The sequence below is a fragment of the Ohtaekwangia koreensis genome, from assembly GCF_900167975.1.
Classification (GTDB): Bacteria; Bacteroidota; Bacteroidia; order Cytophagales; family Cyclobacteriaceae; genus Ohtaekwangia; species Ohtaekwangia koreensis.
In genome coordinates, this window is record NZ_FUZU01000003.1 from 170,268 (window position 1) to 195,101 (window position 24,834).

At 41.4% G+C, this 24,834-nt stretch carries 22 protein-coding genes; 9 read left to right on the forward strand and 13 right to left on the reverse strand.

Annotated features, from left to right (window positions below; all coding sequences use genetic code 11):
- The first annotated feature begins 21 nt into the window (after positions 1-21).
- The 5 genes from B5Y40_RS19885 to B5Y40_RS19905 all read left to right on the forward strand — a co-directional run bounded on the left by B5Y40_RS19885 (position 22) and on the right by B5Y40_RS19905 (position 4,847).
- The gene (locus tag B5Y40_RS19885; RefSeq protein ID WP_079688605.1) at positions 22-729 is read left to right on the forward strand and encodes an ABC transporter ATP-binding protein; all 708 of its coding nucleotides are present in this window, start codon (positions 22-24) and stop codon (positions 727-729) included.
- 12 nt (positions 730-741) lie between these two features.
- A complete protein-coding gene (locus tag B5Y40_RS19890; RefSeq protein WP_079688606.1) occupies positions 742-3,141 on the forward strand; it encodes an ABC transporter permease in 2,400 nt (799 codons plus the stop codon).
- A 147-nt stretch (positions 3,142-3,288) separates the two neighbouring features.
- Positions 3,289-3,558, forward strand: a complete 270-nt coding sequence (locus B5Y40_RS29790) for a hypothetical protein (RefSeq protein WP_079688607.1) — start codon at positions 3,289-3,291, stop codon at positions 3,556-3,558.
- Positions 3,545-3,643, forward strand: coding sequence for a DUF4272 domain-containing protein (locus B5Y40_RS19900; RefSeq protein ID WP_079688608.1), 99 nt, complete (start codon positions 3,545-3,547; stop codon positions 3,641-3,643). The genes B5Y40_RS29790 and B5Y40_RS19900 overlap by 14 nt, the downstream gene beginning before the upstream one ends.
- Before the next feature lie 196 nt (positions 3,644-3,839).
- Positions 3,840-4,847, forward strand: coding sequence for a glycoside hydrolase family protein (locus tag B5Y40_RS19905; RefSeq protein WP_079688609.1), 1,008 nt, complete (start codon positions 3,840-3,842; stop codon positions 4,845-4,847).
- A 137-nt stretch (positions 4,848-4,984) separates the two neighbouring features.
- Here B5Y40_RS19905 and B5Y40_RS19910 read toward each other — a convergent pair whose 3' ends face one another.
- From B5Y40_RS19910 to B5Y40_RS19920, 3 genes are all read right to left on the reverse strand, one after another.
- Entirely contained in the window at positions 4,985-5,608 is a 624-nt protein-coding gene (locus B5Y40_RS19910; RefSeq protein WP_245840665.1) for a hypothetical protein, read from the reverse strand.
- Positions 5,609-5,676: 68 nt separating this feature from the next.
- A complete protein-coding gene (locus B5Y40_RS19915) occupies positions 5,677-5,904 on the reverse strand; it encodes a helix-turn-helix domain-containing protein (protein ID WP_079688610.1) in 228 nt (75 codons plus the stop codon).
- Between the two features lie 2 nt (positions 5,905-5,906).
- Positions 5,907-6,443 carry a DUF2975 domain-containing protein gene (locus B5Y40_RS19920; RefSeq protein WP_079688611.1) on the reverse strand — a complete coding sequence of 179 codons (537 nt, stop codon included), beginning with the start codon at positions 6,441-6,443 and terminating at the stop codon, positions 5,907-5,909.
- 1,099 nt (positions 6,444-7,542) lie between these two features.
- Between B5Y40_RS19920 and B5Y40_RS19925 the strand changes: the two genes are divergently transcribed.
- Both B5Y40_RS19925 and B5Y40_RS19930 read left to right on the forward strand, forming a co-directional pair.
- Positions 7,543-9,957: an ABC transporter permease gene (locus B5Y40_RS19925; RefSeq protein WP_079688612.1), complete on the forward strand. Its 2,415-nt coding sequence runs from the start codon at positions 7,543-7,545 to the stop codon at positions 9,955-9,957.
- A gap of 60 nt (positions 9,958-10,017) precedes the next feature.
- The gene (locus B5Y40_RS19930) at positions 10,018-10,131 is read left to right on the forward strand and encodes a winged helix-turn-helix transcriptional regulator (RefSeq protein ID WP_079688613.1); all 114 of its coding nucleotides are present in this window, start codon (positions 10,018-10,020) and stop codon (positions 10,129-10,131) included.
- A 259-nt stretch (positions 10,132-10,390) separates the two neighbouring features.
- Here B5Y40_RS19930 and B5Y40_RS19935 read toward each other — a convergent pair whose 3' ends face one another.
- From B5Y40_RS19935 to B5Y40_RS19960, 6 genes are all read right to left on the reverse strand, one after another.
- Complete coding sequence (locus B5Y40_RS19935; RefSeq protein ID WP_079688614.1) at positions 10,391-11,233, reverse strand: hypothetical protein; 843 nt, start codon at positions 11,231-11,233, stop codon at positions 10,391-10,393.
- Between the two features lie 53 nt (positions 11,234-11,286).
- Positions 11,287-12,654 carry a protein-disulfide reductase DsbD family protein gene (locus B5Y40_RS19940; RefSeq protein WP_079688615.1) on the reverse strand — a complete coding sequence of 456 codons (1,368 nt, stop codon included), beginning with the start codon at positions 12,652-12,654 and terminating at the stop codon, positions 11,287-11,289.
- 7 nt (positions 12,655-12,661) lie between these two features.
- Positions 12,662-13,351 (reverse strand): arsenate reductase/protein-tyrosine-phosphatase family protein, encoded by a 690-nt coding sequence (locus tag B5Y40_RS19945; protein ID WP_143785850.1) that lies wholly within the window; start codon positions 13,349-13,351, stop codon positions 12,662-12,664.
- 28 nt (positions 13,352-13,379) lie between these two features.
- Positions 13,380-14,324 (reverse strand): thioredoxin-disulfide reductase, encoded by a 945-nt coding sequence (gene trxB, locus B5Y40_RS19950; protein ID WP_245840668.1) that lies wholly within the window; start codon positions 14,322-14,324, stop codon positions 13,380-13,382.
- Positions 14,325-14,371: 47 nt separating this feature from the next.
- Positions 14,372-15,220, reverse strand: coding sequence for an arsenite methyltransferase (locus B5Y40_RS19955; RefSeq protein WP_079688617.1), 849 nt, complete (start codon positions 15,218-15,220; stop codon positions 14,372-14,374).
- A gap of 61 nt (positions 15,221-15,281) precedes the next feature.
- Positions 15,282-15,611, reverse strand: coding sequence for an ArsR/SmtB family transcription factor (locus B5Y40_RS19960; protein ID WP_079688618.1), 330 nt, complete (start codon positions 15,609-15,611; stop codon positions 15,282-15,284).
- 361 nt (positions 15,612-15,972) lie between these two features.
- Here B5Y40_RS19960 and B5Y40_RS19965 point away from each other — a divergent pair, with 361 nt between their 5' ends.
- Positions 15,973-18,435: an ABC transporter permease gene (locus tag B5Y40_RS19965; RefSeq protein ID WP_079688619.1), complete on the forward strand. Its 2,463-nt coding sequence runs from the start codon at positions 15,973-15,975 to the stop codon at positions 18,433-18,435.
- Between the two features lie 113 nt (positions 18,436-18,548).
- Here the strand turns inward: B5Y40_RS19965 and B5Y40_RS19970 are convergent, their stop codons facing one another.
- The 3 genes from B5Y40_RS19970 to B5Y40_RS19980 form a co-directional block, all read right to left on the reverse strand.
- Positions 18,549-19,382: a Calx-beta domain-containing protein gene (locus B5Y40_RS19970; RefSeq protein ID WP_079688620.1), complete on the reverse strand. Its 834-nt coding sequence runs from the start codon at positions 19,380-19,382 to the stop codon at positions 18,549-18,551.
- A 212-nt stretch (positions 19,383-19,594) separates the two neighbouring features.
- Complete coding sequence (locus tag B5Y40_RS19975) at positions 19,595-20,644, reverse strand: glycerophosphodiester phosphodiesterase (RefSeq protein WP_079688621.1); 1,050 nt, start codon at positions 20,642-20,644, stop codon at positions 19,595-19,597.
- A gap of 149 nt (positions 20,645-20,793) precedes the next feature.
- Positions 20,794-21,225, reverse strand: a complete 432-nt coding sequence (locus tag B5Y40_RS19980) for a hypothetical protein (RefSeq protein WP_079688622.1) — start codon at positions 21,223-21,225, stop codon at positions 20,794-20,796.
- Between the two features lie 561 nt (positions 21,226-21,786).
- Here B5Y40_RS19980 and B5Y40_RS19985 point away from each other — a divergent pair.
- Positions 21,787-22,929, forward strand: coding sequence for a M23 family metallopeptidase (locus B5Y40_RS19985; RefSeq protein WP_079688623.1), 1,143 nt, complete (start codon positions 21,787-21,789; stop codon positions 22,927-22,929).
- 34 nt (positions 22,930-22,963) lie between these two features.
- On the opposite strand, the gene B5Y40_RS19990 is transcribed toward B5Y40_RS19985, so the two are convergent.
- Positions 22,964-24,805 carry an NPCBM/NEW2 domain-containing protein gene (locus B5Y40_RS19990; protein WP_079688624.1) on the reverse strand — a complete coding sequence of 614 codons (1,842 nt, stop codon included), beginning with the start codon at positions 24,803-24,805 and terminating at the stop codon, positions 22,964-22,966.
- Positions 24,806-24,834: the final 29 nt, after the last annotated feature.

Here is a 24,834-nt window from a genome sequence, read left to right on the forward strand (position 1 = left end):
GAATGTTGCTAAAAAAACATTATGGACCACCAGCAAAGCAAGCCACTCATTGAGTTAAGCCAGGTCACCAAGTCCTACCCGGTTGCATCGGGAAGCTTCAGTGCCTTGAAAAACATCACGCTAAAAATTGATAGCCGACAATTGATCTCCATCACAGGAAAATCAGGAAGTGGTAAGTCGACACTGTTGAATCTTATCACCGGTATAGACAGACCAACGGAGGGAAGCGTCATCATTAATGGAGTTCGTGTGGACAAGCTTTCTGAATTCGAACTTGCTTCGTGGCGGGGAAAAAACGTAGGCGTAGTTTTTCAGTTCTTTCAACTACTGCCAACACTTACCATTCTGGAAAATGTAATGCTCCCGATGGACTTCTGTAATACCTACCCAAAGAAGGATCGAAGAGAACGCGCTTTGGCTTTGCTTCAAATGGTTGGCATTGGTGAGCAGGCTGAAAAATTTCCTTCCACGCTTTCCGGAGGACAACAACAACGTGTGGCCATTGCAAGAGCTCTTGCCAATGATCCTCCTTTGATTGTAGCTGACGAACCCACAGGAAATCTGGATTCACAAACCGCCACTGCCATCTTTGAATTATTTGCAAAACTTGCAACCTCTGGCAAAACGGTTGTCGTAGTAACACATGAGCGTGAATTCTCTTCCTACTTCGAAAGCACCATCAACATTGCAGATGGAGTGATTGTAAAAGCTGCAGCAGTTCAAGTATAAACCTTCCATAAAATGAAACCAAGATATAGGAAGGTCATTCGTGACCTTACTTCAAGCTATTCAAAAAATCTCATGCTCGCCCTGGCAATAGCAGTGGGGGTCTTTGGGATTGGTTCTATACTGGGTGCTTACAAAGTCATCAATCGCGAGATGGCCGTAAATTATCTAAGTACTGAACCTGCTTCGGCCACAATTGAATTTGAAGGAAGAATTTCGAATGGACTACTGGACAGTATCAGATCTTTTCCGGGAATAAAAAAGGCTGAGAGGCGCGCCACAATCACAGCGCGTATGAAAGTCGATGAACGCTGGTATCCAATTCTTCTTTTTGTCATCGATGATTTTTCGAAGATGGAGATTAGTAAATTTTTACCCGTCTCAGGATCACAAAATCCGGATCACCAGAGCATGCTTGTCGAGCGGTCCGCGCTTCCCGTGATGCATGCCCAGGAAGGAGATCAAATAACAATCCGAACTCCGCATGGTCAAGCACAGCGGGTAAAAATCGTTGGACAAGTACATGATCCCGGATTAGCACCCGCCTGGCAAGAACAAGCCGGATATGCCTATATATCACTGGAGGCATTGCATCGACTTGGTGAAAAACAAAACTTCGATTTACTCAGACTTCAGGTAAGCGACAATGAATATTCAGCAAGTGAGATTACCAAAAAAGCAGAGCTGGTTGCAGACCTGCTTAAGACAAAAGGAATAACGGTTCATGAAATTCAGGTTCCCCCTCCAGGAAAGCATCCACACCAAAGCCAGATGAATGCCGTGCTTACAATCTTTACCGTGTTCTGCTTCATGATCCTGATGCTTGGATCTATACTCGTAGCAACCTCCATGGCAACGCTGATGGTAAAACAAATCAGACAGATCGGTGTTATGAAAACCATTGGCGGAAACTCTTATCAGATCGCAAGCCTATATTTCCTGATGCTCCTGGTAATTTGTGTCATTGCATTAACGGTAAGTATACCGCTGAGCAGACTTGCAGCATATGGTTTTTACACCCAGATCGCTGTACTTCTCAATCTTGAAATTACGGACACATCTATACCCTGGTCTGTTCCGCTCATCCAAATATTATCCGGTATTACTGTCCCCATGATTGCTGCAGCTTTTCCATTGGTTCGCGGCAGCCGCATATCCGTGCGTGCAGCACTTGACAACTATGGCGTTTCAGCTACGTCCAATACTGCTTCGTTCCTGTCAAGACTTCCAATCATAAACGCATTCAATGATACCTTCAGGCTTGCGTTAAGAAATGCATTTCGTCAACGCGCTCGTCTCGCCCTTACCCTTGGACTGCTGGCCGCGGGTGGCGCCATGTTTATGACAGCGTTGAATGTTTCAGAAGCATGGGATAAAAACCTCAAACGTATTTACGTGCAACGACTATATGATCAGGAAATAAAACTAAATGACCGCATCAATCAAGATAGTATTCTTGGTCGCATCAAATCATTAGAAGGAGTCACTACGGTTGAAGGATGGGACTATTCATCAACTTCTGTTGTGAAAGAAAGTAAATATGAAGTGACCAGGACTTATCCTGACAAAGGTCACGGCAGTTTTTCAATTCTCGCTTTACCGGTGAATACAAAACTTCTAAATCCCACCATCACGGAAGGACGCTGGCTTTACGCTGAAGGCACCAATGAAGTCGTGTTGAATCAACTCGCGCGAACATCGGAAATGAAAATCGGCGATCAGATATATCTTTCACTCGAGGATAAACCTACCACATGGAAAATCATCGGCTTTACCGAGGATGTCGGATCATCCGCAGCGGCCTATATTTCGATTCGATCATTTGAAAAATTGAATGGATCTGTCAATCACATTAAAATGATTCGCATTGGCTATGCTGATCGATCAAAGGACTACGCCTGGAATAAGAATCGAGAAGTCGATCGCGTCCTGGAAGAATTAAACGTAAGAGTAAGTTCAAGTACTCCGGTTTGGCTTTTGCATAATGCTGTGGCTGCACATATGAAGGTATTGGTAAACTCTCTGCTGGCCATGGCAATTCTTATGGCGGTAGTAGGTACACTCGGATTAACCTCTACAATCAGTATGAACGTGCTGGAAAGAACAAGAGAAATCGGAGTCATGCGCGCGATCGGGGCAACACCAAAAAAAATCAGAAGCCTCATCATTTTGGAAGGCCTCACCATAGGCATCCTCAGCATTGTACTCGCATTCATTATCTCCCTTGGACTCTCCTACTTCATGGGCGAATTCATTGGACGCATTTCGTTTCGCACTCCGCTTACACTGACGATATCAATAGTTGCAATAGTCATCTGGATAATGATCGTCACCATAGGTTCATACCTGGCTTCTATTCTTCCGGCAAAAAGAGCAAACGTCATCACCACCCGGGAAGCATTGTCCTATGAATAACAAAGCATCACGGCTTGTTATTCATGCTGGCCGGTATATACCTACTTTGCAGGATTATAAAAGGAAGCGTAACTTTGTGATGATACCAAATGGTATCTTTTATGCACAAGGCAACAGTCACCAGGCTTTCCATTCTTCAAAAAGCATTTGAACTTATCTATACCAAGGGCTATCAAACTACTCTACCCGGTCTATCCGAATGAGATAAAAGTTGCAGATGTAAAAAATGTTATATATACTCCATACCAAGGATTTATGGGACCTTGCTGTCACTACCAGGTAAATAAAGAGAGATTCATTTTACTGGAAGAGAAAATAACAGATGTAAATCCCGACGAAGTAACCGATTTTAAAAGTGTTTCTATTGACTCAAAAGACGGAGAAACCGAATTGACAATTCAGTATGTTAAACAGTAGTGTTGTTTTTGAAAGACATTATTCCCTGAATTGGCTTATAAGATATATGAATCAAGATTGGGACAAAGTAACAACTGATACATAGGACTATTAACAAAGATGAAAACAACCTATACAAGCGCTAGACATCGCTGAAAACTGTTAAAGAAGTTTATTACTTTCGGTTGCCTGATCCGGATTTACTATACAAATGAAATAATGCTAAATCAATTCAGATATTTTTCTTTATGAATTTTATAAGAAAAGGTAAACTGATAATTCGAATACACTAACTTGGTTACATGAAAAGACATTTTTTGAAGAGCCTGATCTTGGTTTTGGCTATATGCTCCTGTAACGAAGAAAAGGAAGAAACGAGTATCACGTTTATCAAAGGCGATAATCCCGTTTGGGAAGGTGAATTCACAGCGGCTGATCCTGATGTAGTCCGGGATGGTGATACACTCAGAATGTACTACTCAAGTCTGGTCATAGACGGCAATGAGAAATTGATCATCGCTGGTGCTAAATCCGTTGATGGGAAGCAGTGGATTCCATCGGATAACAACCAATCAGGAAAAGAGAGCATTGCGCTTGACGCAAATCCTGGTAACTGGAATAATCATATAGAAGCCAATTCAGTGATAGTACGAGATAATAAAGTGTGGATGTATTATTGCGGCTACAAAGAAGAAGCGGAAGTGTCGGGTACAATTGTAGCAAAGGGCCAAATCGGTCTGGCTACCTCTGAGGATAAGATTAATTTTACGCCTTCTTCATCCGACCCAATACTCGAAATTGGTGACGAAAACACAAAAGATGCAAACGCTTTGTTTTCTCCTACTATATTGAAAGAGGGTAATACCTATTACATGTTATATGTCGGTTATTGCATCGAAAATTGTTCACCCGCCTTTATAGGTATTCTTGGTGCGACATCTACAGATGGGCTTAACTGGACAAAGCTCTCCAATCCTGTATTGGCTGGAACGGATAAAAACCTCCCGTGGGCTGAAGTCATCAAAGAACCTGATTTAGTAAAGGGGCCTGACGGATTATACTATCTTTTCATTTCGGGCGATCATAGCATCGGTGTTGCCAGAAGTGAAAATATACTTGGGCCATATGAAGTTTATCCTGACCCCATTATTCAACCAACGTTGGATTGGGAAGGCACAGATGTTATTGCTCCTTCTGTAATAATTGAAAACAACAAAGTTCGCATTTGGTATATGGGCGTAACGATCACAGATGATGGAGCAGACTTCGCTATTGGGTATGCCGAATCTGATTTTCCGATGAACTGGTAAAAATTCTGATCATGCAGTATCGAGTAAGTCATCTTCAACTACTTGCTTCGCTATTTCAAAATCGATCACGAGGCAGCTGCTTCCAAATGTACCGGTCTTTATATTTATACCACAAACCTGATGTTTGCGGTACCTGCTTATATTTTTTGTCCTTCCGATTTGATTTGTATAAAGTCTTCATATTTGGTAAAATACTCTAGTCCTAAAACCAATAGCATCGAGCTTATAATATATACTTTCTGCATTATGACTGACAAACCCGTATACCCTAAACCAAAAAAGAAAAAGAAACAGTAATAACTCAATAAGCAAATAATACAGCAGAATTTAAGTAAATGAAGTTTTGACATCAGGATAAATACAGTAATAATAAATAAACCAGTCAATGTTAAAATGATTGATATAGTCCCTAAGTCGTGCAAAGGTGTTGCGATCAAGAAAATAAATATTATGTTGGTAGCACCTATATATTTTAAGGTATTAGCACATAGTCTTGACGGGATCTTTTTTGACATATTGATAAAAAAAAATCCATAACCAACCGAGTGGAATGCCATTCCAATAAGTGCCCAAATCCAGCCAGAGTTTTCTGAACCATTTATCGCTTTTGTTGCAAACAAATTGCTTAGGTAATTCTTTGACCAGTCAAACCCTATAGAATTTTTGTCAAGCAATGAGCCGCCTGGATAGGCCAACGTTGCTATTACTATTAATATCGCTGAAGTAACCAAGCATATCGAAACGGAATACTTCTTAATCATCTGTTTAATATTCTGGTCAAAAATTAGTTATGGATAGTTGTGGCAAAGTCGTTTTCAATGACCGCTTGTTAGCGGCTCGTTGTTCTTTTTTCGTCACTTACATATTCCAAAATATCACCTGGTTGGCAGTCTAAGGCTTTGCAAATTGCATCTAAGGTGCTGAAGCGGATTGCCCTTGCCTTCCCTGTCTTTAAGATAGAAAGATTAGATAATGTTAAATCAACTCTTTGAGAAAGCTCATTCAAAGAAATTTTACGTTTTGCCATCATCACATCTAAGTTTACAATGATCGGCATAGCTAAACAGTTAAGTCGTTTTCGTTTTGGATCTCAACTCCCTTTTTAAAAATAGTCGCAATAACATAGATTACAGCTGCCATCAAGATAAATGCCTGACTGTCTCCCCAAAACTGGTTTAGGTTGTCAACAGTATAACCACGGTGTTGTAAATTTTCTGCTGTTTGTCGGGCTATATAAGTTAATATACCTATAGAAAAAGTGCAGTAAGATATTTTTGTTATCTCTCCTGAAACGATGCTGTTGAATGGTTTTGATAAATCTAGTTTGTGCATAAGCATGACAACTATATAAAATAAGTATGCTTTCAAAAGTGCGGCGACCAGGATAAAACTATACATTCCGAAGAAAGCCCATTTACTACGACTATACATTTCACTTAAGTCCAACTTCTGATACAGGTTCTTGACAAATTCAGGTTTGTAAATACTAAATACAAAATTGACTATCAAACCACCGGCTTCTATGCACAAGCCAACGAAAATGACCCACGCAACAATATATAAGCCTTTAAAGAGGAAGTTGTTTCTTTTGGACATAATTCTTAAAACTTTAAGTTATGCCAAAAGTAATAAAAAATTACTGATAAACAATAAAAATATATTCTAATTAAATAAATATGTTTTCATATTAATCACAACGATATATTGCGATTTGGGATTCGTGTCGCTTGATTTCACTTTTCTTTGATTGATCGGAATGAGGATATTGATTCTCCCTGTTCAATGGCTTTGTTGGTATATAACCCTAAAAGTATACTATACTACATCTTCAGGTATATTTTGTCTTGCCCAGTAGACTGGAGGGTCGGTATTGCTTAGTCTGTCCAAAAATAGTGCTGCCTGTCAGAAGTAATACAAGGCTTAAAAAAAAGAAATCGTATGATCATCCTGTTTGTAATTATTAGTTTTAAAAACTTTTTTCTCAATGTTTGGTTGTTAGTCGTTTTACAATGACCGCCAACAATTGGCTAACCGCATGTCGCATATATTGCGATATATATGAATGTCGTTTATATATTCCTTTTGTCCGTCATGACTTTGCAATGCTAGTGGCCAATCAGTTGAGCCACCCAATATCCACGAAATCTGAAGCATCTCAAAATTGTACCATTAATTTCTCAAGCGGTATTATCGATTTATAACGTATACCTCACTTAAATAAAGGATACGCAATGAATTGTACATATATAGCACACAATACATCCTCTACTATGATATATTACGAATACACTATTTGCAAGTATATACCTTGAAATAGTGAGAATTTTGAGGATATGGTGAACCGAACAGGATCACTTCGAACCAAAAAAGCCTGAAATATTTATAATTTCAGGCTTTTTGATGCTATGTAGATTCGAACCTTTTTGTAAGGGATTTATTAAAAATTCAAAGACTGGGATAACTCTAATCCTCCTCCTTTGAACATTTATAGCAACTAATTTTTAAAATGTGTGCCCCTTATCCATAGTCCGCTTGCGAACGTTTTTGTTCAATTCCATAACTTGCTTACTTGACAAAAGGCTGATTACGTTCTTGATTCCACATCATGGTCTGTGGCATTGGGATTGCAATGTTGATTGCTCCGTCAACTATTTGCTGGTGGACAATAGATTTAGTAGTCTTAAACCTATGATGAATGTTATATAACTATTTCACCATTGCTCTCCGCAACCTTCTGAAGAATAAGACGCACACAGTTATCAATGTGGCAGGCCTTTCTTTGAGTATTGCCAGCGTGTTTTTAATTACCCTTTATATTAGAGGCGAGCTCAGCTACGACAAATTTCATGACAAAGCTGAAAACCTTTACAGGATTTCATGGGAAGACAATAACCCACAAACGCGCACGCCACATCCATTGGCACAAGCGCTCGTGCAAGATTTTCCAGAAGTCGAAAGTGCAGTAAGTCTTAGCCCGCTATGGGCATCAGGGCTCACGCGTGAAACGCACTCTTTTAGAAATCCTGAAAAAGACGCGCGCTATGACGAGAAGAATATATTATCGGTAGATAGTACCTTTTTTAAAGTCTTCAGTTTCCCGCTGGTGAAAGGTGACCCTGAAAACGCTTTGAAGAAAGTCAATGGATTACTCATTTCTGAATCGATGGCTAAAAAGTACTTCGGTGAAAGCGATCCTATCGGGAAACATTTGAGCGTTGACGGTGATCAATATCTTGTCGAAATAGTTGGCGTGTTCAAAGATGTGCCGGTTTATTCTCACTTTCATTTTGACTTTCTCGTTTCATACGTACGCGAAAAATTCTTAGACCCTGGATCTGAATATTATATGTGGAAAGACTTCGGACACTTTAATTACATAAGACTTAAACCAGGTACGGATGCGAAACAGCTGGAAAGTAAAATTATGGAATGGTCCAGAAAGTATATTAATTGGAGTGACCACGATTTAAAGTCCCTTGCCAGACAACATTATGGATTCAAACTGCAGCCCGTTACCGATATTCACCTCAAGTCTAGATTGCGTTGGGAATTAGAACCTAATGGAAATATTGACTATATCTATATTCTTACAGCCGCAGGACTTCTCATCCTTATCATTGCTTGCATCAATTTTATAAACCTCACTACGGCAAAGTCAGCGGAGCGCGCAAAAGAGATTGGCGTACGTAAAACAATGGGAGCACTCCGCTCTCAACTATCATTGCAATTTTTAACTGAATCAGTCGTTGTATCGATGATCGCTATCGTGTTATCGATAGTTATCGTTCAAATCTCTCTACCATTTTTCAATGACGCTACTGGCCTGTCATTTCAAATACAGTATAGCCAATATCTTTTTATTTTTATTGCTTTTGGCATTTTTATCGGTGTGTTGTCCGGAATATACCCGGCACTTTATCTGACGTCAGTCAAACCTCATTTGATTTTGAAGGGGAAGTTCATTCTCACCAACACTGGAGCAAGATTGAGAAGGGGACTTATTATTTTTCAGTTCTCGATGTCGATGATATTGATCTCTTCCACGATCATCATTTTCAATCAGCTTAATTTTTTAAAGAATAAAAACCTTGGCTTTGACAAAGACGAGGTCATTATTGTTCCTAATAAGCATGATGATGGTATGAAGGGGTTTGACGTACTCAGGAATGAGTTGCTGAAGATGGAAGGTGTAACGTCAGTCTCAGCAAGTTCGAATATACCGGGCCGCCAATTTAATCAACATTCAATTGCATTGGCTAAGAAACCCCAGGATCACATTAGTTCTTCGGAGGTATATATTGATTATGATTTTTTTCAAGCATTAGGAATCAAACTTAAAGATGGCAGGTTTTTTCTTCGTGAAAATCCGGCTGATTTAGCAAGTACTTTTATCATCAATGAAACAGCTGCAAAACAATTGAATGCGAATGGCTCTGTGGTAGGTCAAGAAATTATTTGGGATCGTGATGAATATCTCATTCGCGGAACTGTGGTGGGCGTTATAAAAGATTTCCATTTCCAATCGTTACATGAGCCTATTCGACCATTGTTATTTGCACTCTCAACAGAACAATTTAATCACATTCTGATTAAAATTAATACGAAGAATTTCGACCAAAAAATTGCTGCGATAGAAAAGGCTTATAAAATAGCAGAGCCTTACTTCGGATTCGAATTTACATTTTTGGAAGACAACCTGAATCAACAATATATCGCTGAACAGAGAACAGGACTTATTGTTGGTGGCTTTTCAATTACTGCCATATTGATTGCCTGTTTCGGCTTATTCGGAATGTCAATACTCACTTTTCATCAGCGAATAAAGGAATTAAGTGTAAGAAAAGTATTGGGAGCAACCTCCATGAATTTATTTGTGATGCTGGTAGAAAATTTCACAAAGTTGATTTTAGTATCGGTTTTAGTATCTATACCCATTGTCTGGTGGGGTATGGATGCATGGCTTGACAACTTCGATTATAAGATCAATATCAACCCTGTGACCTTTATCATCTCCGGGCTGGTATTGATTTTGGTATCGTGGATTACACTAAGTTATTTTGGTGTCAAGGCCTCTAGATTGAATCCTGCTGACACATTAAAAAATGAATAGTAATTTATCAAGTTAGCTTCTTGTGTGCAATTTAAAATCTAGATCGGTGTCTATGATGAGATGCCAGTAGTCATAAAATATAGTCTAACTCCATACGCCGAAACTTTAGAAAAAGTGATACCTGCATTAAGAGATTGGGGCGCTAATCATGGAAAACAAATTTTGGGTAAATAGAGGTTATAAGTAGACTTTTGAATTTGTAGGAAGCAACAAATTAGTCGAGTAACGTTGAAGTATATAGGCAGAGGCACCTCGATAAGAGGGCCGACTACGCCTGCATATGCTTGCCCGGAGTTGATACCGAATACACCTGTTGCGACAGCACGAAATTGTTACACCTATTCCGATCAACATTGCCAGAAAAATCCACAGCATAAGGTAACAATCTAAAAATCGTAATTTAGATTGGCTCATAATGTATAGTCTTAATGGTTTAGAATGCAGACGAAAGCTCAGATTCGTATTTTAAATGGGTATAGGTAATAAAATCCTGGATACGCTTCGAATCTGGATATAGTAGATGTGCCTTCTTTAAAACGCGGAATGCTTCATAATAATTTTCTTGGTTGATGAAGTCAACAGCAACGTTGTAATAATGAAGTGCAGCTAATTCATGTAAAGAAATAGACTTAAAAACGATATCCTTATTAAAAGGCGCAGATAAGGACTCTTGTTTAGTTACCTCCTCCGCTTCGTTTTCGAGATACGATGCAACTCTTTCCTCCACTTTTTCGAAATCATTTACAAAGCCATGCGCAGGGTCCGTTGCTTCAAATAAAATACAATCTCCACTGTCTAAAGTGACTGTCAGAAATATATGATACCTAGTCTCGTATATGTTTGGCCTATATCCAAGTTGGGATAAAAGACAAGCATATAGTGCAGTTCCGGAGACACAGTTATATTCTCTATTGCTGAAAATATTACTAAAGGTCTCTGAGTGCTTATAGTGTTTCAGATATTTTTTGTGGACATCGTAAAAAACGTAGCGCAGGAATTTCGATTCGTCCTTGAATTTGCTGCGCTTGGTTTGAAGCTTCTGTGCATACGCAAACAATTCATTTCTGACATTTGTATATCTAACTGAGTCTATCCTCGGATCATATGCCAACAAAAATATAAGTGGATTACAATCATTGTTGCTGCTATTCTGAAAGGCTTCCTTCTCAAGGTTAGAATCGAACAAAAGACAATAGCTTAAGCCGGGTATATTCTGACCTACCAGCGAGTGACTTTTGAATAAAAGCAAACTAATGACTAGTAAACTTCCTTTCATATTTTTCGCATGCCTGCCGGCGGCTATAAAGAGTTAAAGTCCAATTCTTATTCTTATTCATTTAGGAACAATCCCATTTCCTCCGTTTTCATGTAGTCATTTGTTTTATAGATAAGATCGCCTTCAGTATTGGTGATCACAAAAAAAGGAAGTCCAACCTTTAACTCTGGAAAACGCGAGTCTACGCTATACGCTTTAAACTCTGGCGTGGTGTCATAAATCTTTAGTAGCACGGCATTCTCAAGGGAAGCAATTAATAGTTCATTCTCGTGTGTCATCTTTTCAAAGGCTTTACAATTCGTGCACCAGTTAGCGTAAAAATCAATGAATACATTTTTACCGGTCTTCTTCGCTTCGGCATACGCAACTTCTTTATCAAGATACCAAGTGAGCTTGCCTTTCTTTTCTGTTCGTGTGGTAACGACCTGTGTCGACATAGCGTCCGGTGCAGAAGGAGTCGAAGGTATTGGCATGAACCCGCGCGTGAGTATCAATGCACCAATAACAGAAGATAATATAAGCAACGATCTTTTTATACGCTCATCCACCAAGCGTTCTGATGATTGAAAATAGTAAGAGGATATAACAACAATGAGCGAACCTATACCGATGAGGCCGATCGCTTCATCAGAAAAATTGTAGATCAACAGAGCTTTTTCAATATAGGTCCATCCGAAATATACAATGACAATGCCCAGTATATATTGAACATACATCATCCATCTACCCGATTTAGGAAGGCTCACGCCGAATACGCCAATGAGTAAAAATGGAATGCCTAGGCCTAAGCCAAATGAAAGCATTTTGAAAGCGGATGCAGAAGCACTTAAAAAAGAAAATTCACCGCCCATATTACTGGCAAGTCCAATCAGAATACTCACTACTACCGGGCCGACACAAGACGATGCTAAAAGTCCCGCGCCCATTCCTAAAAGAAATGTTCCAAACACCCCATTGTTCTTTGTATCAGTCTGCCCGCCAAACAAGGAGATATGAATAAACCCTGCCGCAGATATACCCATAATTATAATCGTTATACCAATGATAAGATTTGTTATGGGTAAGCGCATTACCTGATTGAATGCACCACCACTAAAGGAGGCCACCACACCGAATATCAAATACATTACAGCAAGACCAATGAAATAACTCAAGGGGTGAACAAAGTGTGACGAGCCAGCTCCGCGTGCTTTAATAACATTTGCCGTGATTGGATATAGCGGATATACACAGGGCAATAAACTCGCCAGCAATCCTCCCAGAAACAAAAAGAAGTAAGAAGTGATGGAGATATTATCAGCAGCAAGTTTGCCTTCAATCCATGAATTCATTTCAGCAATGCCAACCTGGGCAAAAGCCCAAGCTGGTATGCATGTCAACATCACAATGAAAATTAGCAGGAGTATCTTCTTCGAAGCCATCTATATCTTATGCTTTAATCAGAGAAAATGCATACAGAATTTCGCGGCCAATCTGATGAACACGTTCCGCATACTTGGCGGCTTCCTGAGGTGTACCATCAAAATCTTTTGGATCATCATACGGCGTGGCTATACGTACAGTGGCTCCTGATACAACCGGGCAATTCTGGTCTGCTTGTGAGCAAGTCATCACGGCACCAAATCCACTCTTCGGATTTCCTTCGCCATCGTATTTTTTGGAGAAAGCTTTTATAGCAACGGCTTCATCAGAAAAGCGTACTTCATATACCGGGTTTGTGCCTTCGGTGGTTCTCTTGATTTTGAAACCGGCATCTTCCATTGCTTTTACTGCACGAGGATTAAATGCGGTTGCTTCCGTACCACCGGAGTAGGCAACTACATTCGGTATACCGTAGTAAGTCGCTGCGGTCTGCGCCCAAATTTGCGAAATATGACTTCTACGCGAGTTATGGGTGCATATAAAAATCAATTCTGCCTTCTCCCCAGCCTTTACTTTGCTTTCAACAAAGAGCGCAAGCTTCTTTAAGGCCTTCTTTCGTTCTTCAGGGATTTGATCAAACTCTTTACTATAAGCATTGATGTTTTTCGATACAGGTGCATAGAAAGCAACTTTCATTTCAGGTGTAAATGACATGAGTATGGCAGTTAAAATTGATAGAAAAATGATTCGTCTCATATTGGTTTAAGTTTGATATATATACTTTTTATTGAATGGCAAGTTCAAGTTCCTTGGCGGCCAGGTGCCGTTCCGCTTCAAGCGCTGCCATACAGCCCGTCCCAGCAGCGGTGATCGCTTGTCTGAAATTTTTATCCTGCACGTCTCCACAGGCGAAGATTCCTTCCAGGTTGGTCTTCGTAGAACCTGGTGTTGTCATGATATAGCCTTGTTCGTCCATATCTATATACCCTTTAAAAATATCCGAGTTTGGTTTATGGCCGATGGCTACGAAAAAACCTTCAACAGCGATGTCTTGTGTAAGGCCTGTGATTGTGTCTTTTATGCGTACACCGGTTACCTCTGCATCGCCCAGAATCTCTTCGGTATCTGCATTATAGTATATTTCGATGTTGGCTGTCTTCTTAACGCGTTCTTGCATGATCTTGGAAGCACGCAGTTGATTTTTACGTACGATCATATGAACCTTCGTGGTTAATTTTGATAGGTATAAAGCTTCTTCACACGCTGTGTCACCTCCACCAACAATAGCCACTTCTCTGCCTCTATAGAAGAAACCATCACAAACAGCACAAGCTGAAACACCACCACCGTTTAATCGCTTCTCCGAAGGTATACCAAGCCATTTGGCCGAAGCACCCGTGGATATAATTATACTTTCAGCTATAACTCGTTTTTCTTCATCTATGGTAACTATATAGGGGTAGATTGAAAAATCAACTGCTGTAGCTATACCCATCCGGATATCGGTTCCGAATCGGGTTGCCTGTTTCTTTAAATCTTCCATCAGATGCGGTCCCATTATACCATCGGGATAACCGGGAAAATTTTCAACGTCATTTGTTGTCATCAGCTGGCCACCGGGTTCTGGTCCGGTATACATCACCGGTTTCAGATTGGCCCGCGCAGCATAAATTGCAGCTGTATAGCCAGCAGGCCCCGAGCCTATAATTAGTGTTTTAATCGTCTCCATTTTTTGTGAGCAAAGTTTTTTTTGAATGGCTGAAGTTGATCTATAGGTTAACTGCAACATCCCGGAGCGCAGCAACTTTCAGGCTTCTCGCCGAAAACGGTTATGCTGAAAATGCCCGTGTGGCCATTTGTAAATTCATGAATCTCTTCAACTGTTAAATACTCTTTCAGAATCTCTTCCGGAAGCGTGATGCGTTTTTCCTTTTGCACTATAAGGTTCGTAAAGCCAGCCTGTTCAATAATTGACAAGTATTCTTGTTTCTGAATGGCCCCCGCTACACATCCTGCATACATCTCTGCGCTTTTCTTTAAGCCTTCAGGAAGTTCTCCTACCAGCACAATGTCAGAGACACTGAAGTGTCCACCTTTCTTCAGTACCCGGAAGGTCTCAGCGAAAGCTTGCTTCTTATTGGGCACTAGATTTAAGACGCAATTACTAACAACAACGTCTGCTATATTTCCTGCCAGTGGCATGTTTTCAATATCTCCCTGCCGAAACTCCACGTTGGTATAGCCTAGCTTATTGGCATTGACCTTTGCCTTTTCAATCATCTTGTCAGTGAAATCTATACCTATAACTTTTCCTTTTTCTCCGGTAAGTGATCTTGCCACAAAGCAATCATTACCAGCACCCGATCCTAAATCAACCACAGTATCGCCTTCTTTTATCAGAGCAAATTCCGTAGGTAAACCACAACCAAGTCCTAAGTCTGCATCCGGATTGTATCCTTTTAAATTGGTATAGTCGTCCGCCATTACTTTATAGTCAACTGTTGAGCAGCTACTGGTTGCACCACAGCAACTTGCAGCATTACTGTCTTTGTCTTGTTCAGCAATCTTGCTGTACTTTTCTCTTACTATTGTCTTGAGTTGTTCGGATGTCTCTTTTGAATTCATATAGTTAAGATTAGATAGTGTATTATTGTAATATTACGTTACGATCAAGCATAAAAAATGACTAGCAACAGTCACTTTTCTTCACGTGCCTTGTGAATATATTCAAGAACATGTCTCTGGCTTCCTCCCATGCCGCATCATCAATGCAGTAGTTAATTTTTGGGCCTTCGACCTCTCCCTTGATGATACCTATTTGTTTAAGTTCTTTCAAATGCTGTGTAATGGTTGACTGAGACAATGGAAGTACATCTACCAAGTCATTACAAATACACGTTTTATTATCCAGTATATACTCTAAAATTGCTACTCGCGCCGGATGGTCGAAAGCCTTCGCGAATTGAGCGATCTTGTTTTGGCGTTTTTTGAAAAGTTCTGATTTTGTTATTCCCATGCTACCGTAATAACGCAATATTACGTTACTTTGTTACAAAGTACAGCAACCATGCCCAAAGAAATTTTTGATTTGTCCGAAATAGCTCGTTTTAAGCAGAAATTCAATTATGAACTCAAACCAATAAAAGACATGTTACTCCACCGACGGAAGAAATGTCTACAGATCAATGGATGGATTTCGTGGAGCAAACCCGGCAAAGTATCTTGAATAATCCTGATCAGTAACAATAACCCATCACACATCCGGACAACTTTGTCCACCAGCGGGCAAACTCATTCTCTAACAAAAAGTTAATTATCATAGGATCAATGAGTTTGGGTTGGCATTTGTCTTGCCTGTGCAACACAAACCCCTTCGTATGCTATTGAAAACCTTCGCGCGTAGTTTGAAGAAAAACAAATTCTTTTCTTCTCTCAATGTTCTTGGACTCTCACTCGGTATGGCTGTATTTCTGCTTGCCGCTCTATACGTAAAATTCGAAACGAGCTATGAAGATTTCAATAAAGATGCAGCTTCCATTTATCGCGTGAACCTGGATGTATATGTGAATAATGAAAAGGTACTGTCGAGTGCAGAAAATTATCCTGCAGCGGGCCCTGCCCTTGCTGCCCTACCCGAGGTAACAGCCTATACACGCTTGTATAATCTTGGCTATAAAAACAATGTGATCATCACCAATGAAGAAGCTAAGCCTGACGCCATTGCCTTCAAACATCGCAGCTTTCTGTATGCCGATTCATCTTTTCTTTCGATGATGGGATATACACTTGTTGCGGGCGATATCAACACGGCACTTGCTGCACCTAACTCTGCCGTCATCACTAAACACTATGCCACACTATATTTCGGCACCGAAGATCCCATCGGCAAAACGCTACGCATGCGTGATGATGATAACAACAATGAACTTGTGCATGTAACCGGTATAGTAGATAAAGTACCTGCCAATACACATTTGAAGTTTGATATACTTTTCTCCTATAAGACATTATTCTCCAGGCAAGCCAACAACCAACCTGACTACGGTATAAATAGATTTGACAGAAGCTGGCTCCGAAGTGATATGTATACCTTCATCCGGTTGATGCCGGGCACGGATGTTAAAGCATTGGAGGCAAAGCTGCCGGGCCTGGTACGTAGCCACACGGCAGGCATGAAGCCAAATAACGAGCGGGATGTTTTATCGCTTCAACCTCTAAAAGGCATTCACCTCACCTCCCACTTGGCCGAAGAAGCAGAAACCAACGGAGACGAACGTATCGTATACTTCATCGGTATTATCGGACTCTTTGTTCTTGCTATAGCCTTGATCAACTATATAAATCTGACCACAGCCCAGGTGATGGAACGTGCCCGTGAAGTGGGTGTACGCAAAGTGATGGGCGCCATGAAGTATCAGCTCATTACTCAGTTTTTAGCGGAAGCCGCCTGTATTAACATGTTCAGTATACTCGTTGCCTATGCAGTTGTCGGTATAGCACTTCCCTTCTTCAATACTATATCCGGGCTGTCCCTTCATGTGTCATACCTGTTGCAGCCGTGGTTTCTAACCTTGCTTGCTATACTTTGGATTGCCGGCACATTGCTCTCCGGATTTTATCCGGCTCTTGTGCTCACTTCTTTCAAGCCTGTGGCTGTTGTAAAAGGAAAGCTCAGGCACAGTGCCGGTGGTATAGTGCTTCGTAAATCACTTGTTGTATTTCAATTCATGGCATCGGTTTCACTTATCGCCAGCACCTTAATTGTTTTCAACCAACTGGAGTATATGTTGAAAGGTGACATCGGGATGAATATAGATCATGTATTAGTAGTGGAACGTCCGAGTATCGGGCCTGGTCAGCCCGGGTTCAATGCAACCGTGAATACTTTTCGCAATGAGTTGAAAAGCAATGCTGTCGTTGAATCCTTTACAATGTCATCCACCGTACCTGGCAAGCAGCGCGAATACAAGACCGTTGTTAAACTATATGGCGCTTCCGATGATCAGCTGTTCACGGTTCGCATGAACAGTATGGATTTTTCTTTTCTGGAAGTATATAACATGAAGCTGCTGGCAGGACGCATGTTTTCGGAAGACTTCGTGCAGGATCCTGATACTTCAGTAGTAATCACAGAATCTACCGCCAGATTATTAGGCTTCAAAAAACCGGAAGATGCAGTAGGCCAAACGCTCACCATTCCCGACTGGTATAGTCCTGTCATTGTCGGAGTCGTAAATGATTACCACCAGGTATCATTGAAAAGTCCGCTAGAGCCCACAGTCTTCTTTTGCGATCGGTATGATGGTGAGTTCTATTCCATGCGTGTCAACTCAAAAGATATAGCCGGCACGGTTAACCAGGTAAAAGCTGCCTGGGAAAAATCATTCCCCGGCAACCCGTTCGAGTATTTTTTCCTGGACGATTACTTTAACAGGCAGTATAAAAATGAGCGTCAGTTCGGCATGCTCTTCACAACGTTCTCTGCACTGGCGCTGGTGATTGGTTGTCTCGGCCTGCTGGGACTCTCAGCGTATACTGCGGCACAACGCACCAAGGAGATTGGAATCCGAAAAGTGCTGGGCTCAAGCGAAGCCGGGATCTTTACCCTGCTATCGGCAGAGTATATCCGGTTGATCAGCGTGTCGATTGCTCTGGCCGTACCGCTGGTATATATACTGATGAATCGCTGGATTCAAAGCTTCCCCTACCGTACTTCGATTACTGCCGGTGTATTTATTGTAGCTGGCGTCACCGTGTTACTGATCGCGCTCTTTGTAGTGAGCTTTCAAACATGGAAGGCGGCCCGCGAAAACCCGGTTGTCTCCCTAAGAAGTGAATGATCCTATAGCAGAACATGACTATAGTTAACATGGCTTTCCATATTAACTATAGTCAGTTTTTGTTAACCTCGCGGTGGCGTACCGAAATATACTCGATACTATATCTCCGGAATCTATTTCAATCGGTAATGCCCGATCGCATATCTTCCGAAGGTATCTCCATCTTTATTCAGCGGTCCGTAGAACATGGCCAGGCCTACATCGCTTGTCGCGAACTCACCATCCACCACTTGCTCTTCAAAGCCCGCTCCATTCAAGTGTAATGCATAGTCTACAGCTTTACTCCCGCTCACATACGCCACCACTAGATAGTATTCCTGGTCAGGAGCGTCCGAAGGGATCGTAAGCGATTCAAAACCTGATGTATTTTCAGATATATCATAGATCTCATATTCTTCCACCATGTCGTCTTCAATCACGACATTATAAGCTATAAAGAAGTCAAGGTTATAATCATCAACATCTTCATCATCCATTTGCCAGGTCAGGTCTATCTGTAAATCATCCGTAGGGGCAACATCATTATCTTCGATCTCCAGGATAAATGTATTCTTTGTTTCATCATCGCTGATGGCGACATTGTTTCCAATCGCCTTTAATGTCAAGGTGATCGTCTCGGTCTCTTCAATGATTTTTTCATCGATGATCTCTATCTTAATAGTTGCATACTCTGCACCTTTATCTATAGTCAGAGGCGAAGGCGTAACGATTTTATAATCGCCGTTCAGCGCTGCCTCTGTCTCAAGATCAAAGTATAGAGAAGTAGATGCCGAAAGAGCTTCCGGCAATAGTATTTTAATTTCCTGTACACCTGCATCTTCCGATACAGACACCGAACTGGTTTCAAATCCGGCTGTGCCGGTTTCTTCATCCTCATCACTGCACGCTGTTGCGAAAACCATACTCACCAACACCGTGCCCGTTAGCATCTTTTTTACAAGCTTCATCTTACTATATATTTTAGGTTAAAACTTTCCGTATGGTGGAAAGACAGTTAACCGCTATAGCGCCACTATTGCTGTAATTTGGATATTGCCGGAATATCTGCACGATCAAGTAAATACGAGACAACCATGGCTGGATTCGCTATGAAAATCACGAGTAAAATATAGCCCTTACCAGAAAGAATTATACGAAATATATTTACGGGTACAGGATGCTACTTTTTGGGAAGTAACGACAAGAGAAGCTCAGGTTCATCAGTAGTTATAAAATCAACTTTGTGCTGAAGCATTTCGTTCATTGTGGTTGTATCATTTACGGTCCAAACATTCAGCGTTAATTTCTTTTGCTTTGCCTCCGTGATCCAATCCGGATTTTTTTGCAGTACGCTGAAATGATAATCCAGTCCATAAAAATTATCGTTGGAAAGTTCTGCTGGTGTCTTGTCTCCCTTTAAGTACGAAACCTTTGCATACGGGGCCAGCCTTAGAACTTCCTTACACACATCGTAGTCAAAGCTTATATAGTCAACCCATCCTTGTGCGTGCAGGCGCTGTACCAAGGCCACCACCCTACGGCTAAGCGCAATAGAACTTGCCTTACCCAACTCGGAAGCTTTTATCTCCAAAATAAGTTTAGTCTTATTTTGTTGTACACCCGCTTTCAGGAAATTTTCCAAGGTAGGCATGAGCTCTCCATTGGAAAGCCTAATACCCTTCAACGAATCATATTTTGTTTTGGCAATGGATATACCCTGGATAGATGCATCATGATTAATTACCAGAACAGAGTCTGCCGACATGTGTACGTCAAATTCACTGCCCTCGCATCCCAAGGCTATAGATTGTTTTAAAGCAGCAATCGAATTCTGACTCGCCCCGGTATTTTTCCAAGCACCACGGTGTGCTATTACTTTATTATGAATGAACTCATCACGCACAATATGAAAAGTATCGGTCAATGGTCCCTGAGAAGTTGACGCGGTTAGCACAACCTCAAAAAACATCTGACTGGATTTAAGCTTTTCCGGTTTGATTAAAAGCTGATGATCTTTGCCGATCTTAAAAGCATCCTTATAGTCACCCTGAATGGCGACAGACTTTAGCAAAGCCTGAGCATCACCTTTTATCCGGATATAGCCTATAGCTTTCGTTTGTGTTGAAAATGTATAGTTCGTTAGGTACAGTGCAGCATCGGAATTTTGAGCAACACAATAATGCACCGAGAGCAATAGTGTAAGGACAGAGATTAGCACAGCTTTATTCATGACCAAAAATAAAGTTGAACGGTATCTGTTCCATATTATTTTTTGGTTAAGCATTTATTTCACGATGTAAACCCAGGCAAAATCGATGCTGAACGGCACACTTTGCCGTCCGGTTTCCCACGTTACAAAGTATATATACCTGCTAGTCCTTAAACAGAGGGATACTGAGAATTACCCAGGGCCGCGTGTGCTGGAAGTGTTATCCAGGAAACAGCATCTTCCATGTTACTAAAATAGGCATAGGGTATATCTTGCTTTGCCATCTCCATCATGCTTTCAGCGGAGATCTTCACTAACAGATCGTCTGCTGTAACAAAGCTTACGTGCGAGTGGCCGGCAGCAATAGCCATTGTCCGCCACTCGTCTGCAAGCCATTGCTTGTCTTCCGTCATAAGCATACCCTGGCTTGTGAGATCATACACGATCCTTCCGGTGTTAAACTTCTTCATGGCGTTGATGGCTACCATCATGCACGCTCTGAATTCGTCTGACGTAGGCGTTAACTTCCATGAGGCTATCAGGATGTGATGGACTTCGTCATACCAGATCGTCTTGCAATCATTGTCGTAATACTTGATCATAAGGGTTTATTTAGTTATGCTAATTAGATTTTCTAAAACCGATAGTGCGGTATATTTATATTGTTGTGCTCACGCAAAAAGCAAAAACTTACTCGCTATAGACTCACCGTGCATCGTGTAATGATTTCATCAGGTCACCGCTATAGTTCAATACCATACCAGTCGACACTAAAACTTTATAGGATTAACTAGCCTATAGCGCATAGTTTTCGCTCATTAAAACTGCATCTAATTCATATAAAATATAGTACCGATTTGTATCAAAAAGGTTAACAAAACACATTCTCACAACCACACAAAACAGTTTTAGCCTCAAAGCTATTTTAGTGGACAACATGTCCACCATAATTTTTGCGTTGATCCGAATCCTAGCAATATATAAATGCAGTTATTTCTGCTGATATGTGTAAGGGTTTCTACCTACATTTTTTATTTCGGAAGCTGCTTTGGAGTGAAAGCATGTGCGTAACTTTCTAGCATTAGCATACCTTAACTACGGGATAAGAAAAACCTGAATTAACATGACTGACAAAAACCGAATACAACCTAAAGAGTACAGCAATGAAAATGCTTTATAGTCTGATAGCCATCTGCATGTGTTCTTCCTTTTGCATGGGACAATCTTCAAACCGACAACTTGCAACCCCTGATTTTAAAATTCCCTTTGGACCTGAACTTGTCATTATTGACGGTAAGCCTACGCTCTACTATGAGCTATACATCACAAATCGCTCTACCGATTCGTTGTTGCTGCAAAAGCTTACCGTACTCGATGCTTCCGGGTCTTCAGAGTTTATTTCCTGGAGTGAAAAAGAACTGCGGAGCCGGCACAGCATCGTGAAACAATCCCACCAATCCAAGCGGTCGATCCTGGCCCCGGGATCTTCCGCTATAGTATACATTGAGTTCGCATTCAAGCAAACGCCCGCGATACAAATAATACATCAACTCGATTATCAACTTCTAAAGAATGCAGGAACCGAAGCGGGCTCAGCGCGCAGCGCCATCACGAAAGTAGCATCAACGCCTCCCTTGGTATTAGGCGCTCCCGTTGCATCCGGTACATGGGTAGCTATATATGAACCCTCCTGGGAACGCGGACATCGCAGGGTTATTTATACCGTTGGCGGAAAGGACTATATCCCCGGGCGTTTTGCGATTGATTTCATCCGCCTGGATGCTACAGGACATTATGTAAAAGGTGACAGCGATAGTATCCGAAACTGGTATGGATATAGCAACGATGTTTTAGCAGTCGCTGATGGTGTGGTAGCCTCATCGCTGGGTACATTTCAGGAGAGCCTCACCGTATCAGCGCATCCAAAATTTCCAGCCGAAAAGGCAACCGGTAACTATATATCCCTTGACATTGGTAACAATCACATTGTGTTTTACGAACACCTCAAACCAGGCAGCATCAAAGTAAAAGCAGGGCAAAAGGTAAAGAAGGGTGAGGTCATTGCTTCCCTTGGATTTACAGGGCAAACTACCGGACCACATCTTCATTTTCATGTAGCAAACCAAAACGCTCCACTCGGAGCAGAAGGCCTGCCCTATGCATTTGAAAACTTTATTCTTCGGGGGCGTTATACCGATATAGGGAAACTAGGTTCTGAGCCATGGATACCTTTACCGAATACAGATCAGGCAAATAAAAAAAGTGAACGGCCTGCTCCGAACACAGTGATCGTATTTAAGCCCTGATATATATAGTAGTCTGCCGGTATATTACCAGTGCCTATTTCCCTATATGTATTCTATATAGTCCTGCACCATGCCGGTTGATTTCAGGAGCAAATTCATTTGAAAATTTACCAAGCACCTTTCCGGACCACAAATCAGTAATTGTACAGGATGAATTTATACCCAACGTTTTTAAGTCTACCGGTATCTTCGCGATAGCTCCAGGAGCATCCCCGGAAGGATCTTGTGTGAAGACTAAAAACTGAACGGTAGCACCCGCATTTTGTGTAGCCGCAGCGTTGTCTATTCCTACCAGTGCCTTAAAGCGTGTGAACCCTTCAGGAATATCATACGCAACTATGGAGTTTGAATGAACACCAATTCCGGATGTATATTTTACTTTGTTCACGATAAGATCACTTCCGGAAACAGCCTTGTTTACCTTCGGTTTTTCCCAACCTGAAGTCGCGCTGGTCCAGGTCAGATCTGTAAGGGAAAGCTCTTTCTTATCACTATATAAAACTGGTTTGATCCAATCAGCGTGGTCCCAATCGCTATTGTCTTTTCCGTTTAATACAACCAGGTATAGCTTCCTTGCTCCGGTTATATCAATGTCTATCGCTTGACCTTGGCCTGGTGTATCACGGCTTATAATTTCACTCTTCCATATAGCTCTTTCTTCCACCGCCATCACTTGATCTGCCTTGTTAAATACAGCAAGGTATTTATCTCCGGTACCTTTGTCATCGGCTATCCAGGCTGCTTTATCGGGTTCATTAAAGAGTGGCTTGTTGTTGGTACTTTCCTTCAGGACTTTCAGAACATTTTTATTGGTTAGCAAAGAAAGGGTGAAGGGATCATTCTCCGGTAGGTTGCCACCAAACATCAGCGGAGACTTGAATATAGACCACAACGTCATCAAGGTATATTGCTCATCACGCGTAAAGTTTGTCATGCGCGGATCACCTCGTTCTGCACGAACACCAAGTTTACCAAGCGGAAGCATATCGCCGTCAGGCCATGCTCCTTCTTTACGCCATGCGTTCCAACGATCGAAAACTTCGAAGTGCTCTTTTAGCTGATCCCAGCTGTCCCAGAAATCACCAACGGTACGCCACATGTTTGCATGCTGCTGTACATGGCTTGCATGCGCTACCGGAGTTTCCCCGGGAGATGTACTAAGTATAATTTTCCGGCCCGTACGATCTATAGCTTTACGAATCATCTCCACCTCGCCTTCAAAATATATAGGCGAAGAAAGATCATCAACCTTTATGAAGTCAACACCCCAGGAAGCATAAAGCTCTACAATAGAATTATAGTATTCCTGTGAACCTTCCTTACCGGGAATGATCGTGTACATATCCTTCAGCCATTTGCATTGATCCTCGGGAGAATATATATCACGGGCAGTAACCTGTGTACCTTTGATTGGCAGGTTATTCTTAACCGCCACAACCGGTATACCACGCATGATATGTATACCAAACTTCAATCCTTTGCTGTGGCAATAGTCTGCTAATGGCTTGAATCCTTTTCCGTCTGCAGCAGAAGGAAATCTGTTTACAGCGGGAAGAAATCTTCCATACTCATCAATATTATACTGTGGGTCGGTCTCATTATACCCGTGCGCTTTATCATTGGAAACGAACCAACGGATATCGACAATAATATACTCCCATCCAAAGGACTTGAGATTCCGCGCCATGTAGTCTGCATTCGCTTTTACCTCCGGCTCTGTTACAGTCGGCCCGAAACAATCCCAACTGTTCCAGCCCATCGGTGGCGTAGATGCCCAGCTATGAAAGTCTTTTTGTTTCGCAGAGGGATGTTGTGATTGTCCCTGGAGTTTGGCGAAACTACAGAGGAGTAGAAGTATAACTAAAAAATGCTTCATCGACCTGGTTGTATAGCGGCGTTAATGTT

Excerpts from the sequence above, each read along its gene's own strand:
- B5Y40_RS19885 (WP_079688605.1), top strand. The coding sequence starts at position 22 with ATGGACCACCAGCAAAGCAAGCCACTCATTGAGTTAAGCCAGGTCACC.
- B5Y40_RS19890 (WP_079688606.1), top strand. The coding sequence starts at position 742 with ATGAAACCAAGATATAGGAAGGTCATTCGTGACCTTACTTCAAGCTAT.
- B5Y40_RS19900 (WP_079688608.1), top strand. The coding sequence starts at position 3,545 with ATGTTAAACAGTAGTGTTGTTTTTGAAAGACATTATTCCCTGAATTGG.
- B5Y40_RS19905 (WP_079688609.1), top strand. The coding sequence starts at position 3,840 with ATGAAAAGACATTTTTTGAAGAGCCTGATCTTGGTTTTGGCTATATGC.
- B5Y40_RS19910 (WP_245840665.1), bottom strand. The coding sequence starts at position 5,608 with ATGATTAAGAAGTATTCCGTTTCGATATGCTTGGTTACTTCAGCGATA.
- B5Y40_RS19915 (WP_079688610.1), bottom strand. The coding sequence starts at position 5,904 with ATGCCGATCATTGTAAACTTAGATGTGATGATGGCAAAACGTAAAATT.
- B5Y40_RS19920 (WP_079688611.1), bottom strand. The coding sequence starts at position 6,443 with ATGTCCAAAAGAAACAACTTCCTCTTTAAAGGCTTATATATTGTTGCG.
- B5Y40_RS19925 (WP_079688612.1), top strand. The coding sequence starts at position 7,543 with ATGTTATATAACTATTTCACCATTGCTCTCCGCAACCTTCTGAAGAAT.
- B5Y40_RS19930 (WP_079688613.1), top strand. The coding sequence starts at position 10,018 with ATGCCAGTAGTCATAAAATATAGTCTAACTCCATACGCCGAAACTTTA.
- B5Y40_RS19935 (WP_079688614.1), bottom strand. The coding sequence starts at position 11,233 with ATGAAAGGAAGTTTACTAGTCATTAGTTTGCTTTTATTCAAAAGTCAC.
- B5Y40_RS19940 (WP_079688615.1), bottom strand. The coding sequence starts at position 12,654 with ATGGCTTCGAAGAAGATACTCCTGCTAATTTTCATTGTGATGTTGACA.
- B5Y40_RS19945 (WP_143785850.1), bottom strand. The coding sequence starts at position 13,351 with ATGAGACGAATCATTTTTCTATCAATTTTAACTGCCATACTCATGTCA.
- trxB (WP_245840668.1), bottom strand. The coding sequence starts at position 14,324 with ATGGAGACGATTAAAACACTAATTATAGGCTCGGGGCCTGCTGGCTAT.
- B5Y40_RS19955 (WP_079688617.1), bottom strand. The coding sequence starts at position 15,220 with ATGAATTCAAAAGAGACATCCGAACAACTCAAGACAATAGTAAGAGAA.
- B5Y40_RS19960 (WP_079688618.1), bottom strand. The coding sequence starts at position 15,611 with ATGGGAATAACAAAATCAGAACTTTTCAAAAAACGCCAAAACAAGATC.
- B5Y40_RS19965 (WP_079688619.1), top strand. The coding sequence starts at position 15,973 with ATGCTATTGAAAACCTTCGCGCGTAGTTTGAAGAAAAACAAATTCTTT.
- B5Y40_RS19970 (WP_079688620.1), bottom strand. The coding sequence starts at position 19,382 with ATGAAGCTTGTAAAAAAGATGCTAACGGGCACGGTGTTGGTGAGTATG.
- B5Y40_RS19975 (WP_079688621.1), bottom strand. The coding sequence starts at position 20,644 with ATGAATAAAGCTGTGCTAATCTCTGTCCTTACACTATTGCTCTCGGTG.
- B5Y40_RS19980 (WP_079688622.1), bottom strand. The coding sequence starts at position 21,225 with ATGATCAAGTATTACGACAATGATTGCAAGACGATCTGGTATGACGAA.
- B5Y40_RS19985 (WP_079688623.1), top strand. The coding sequence starts at position 21,787 with ATGAAAATGCTTTATAGTCTGATAGCCATCTGCATGTGTTCTTCCTTT.
- B5Y40_RS19990 (WP_079688624.1), bottom strand. The coding sequence starts at position 24,805 with ATGAAGCATTTTTTAGTTATACTTCTACTCCTCTGTAGTTTCGCCAAA.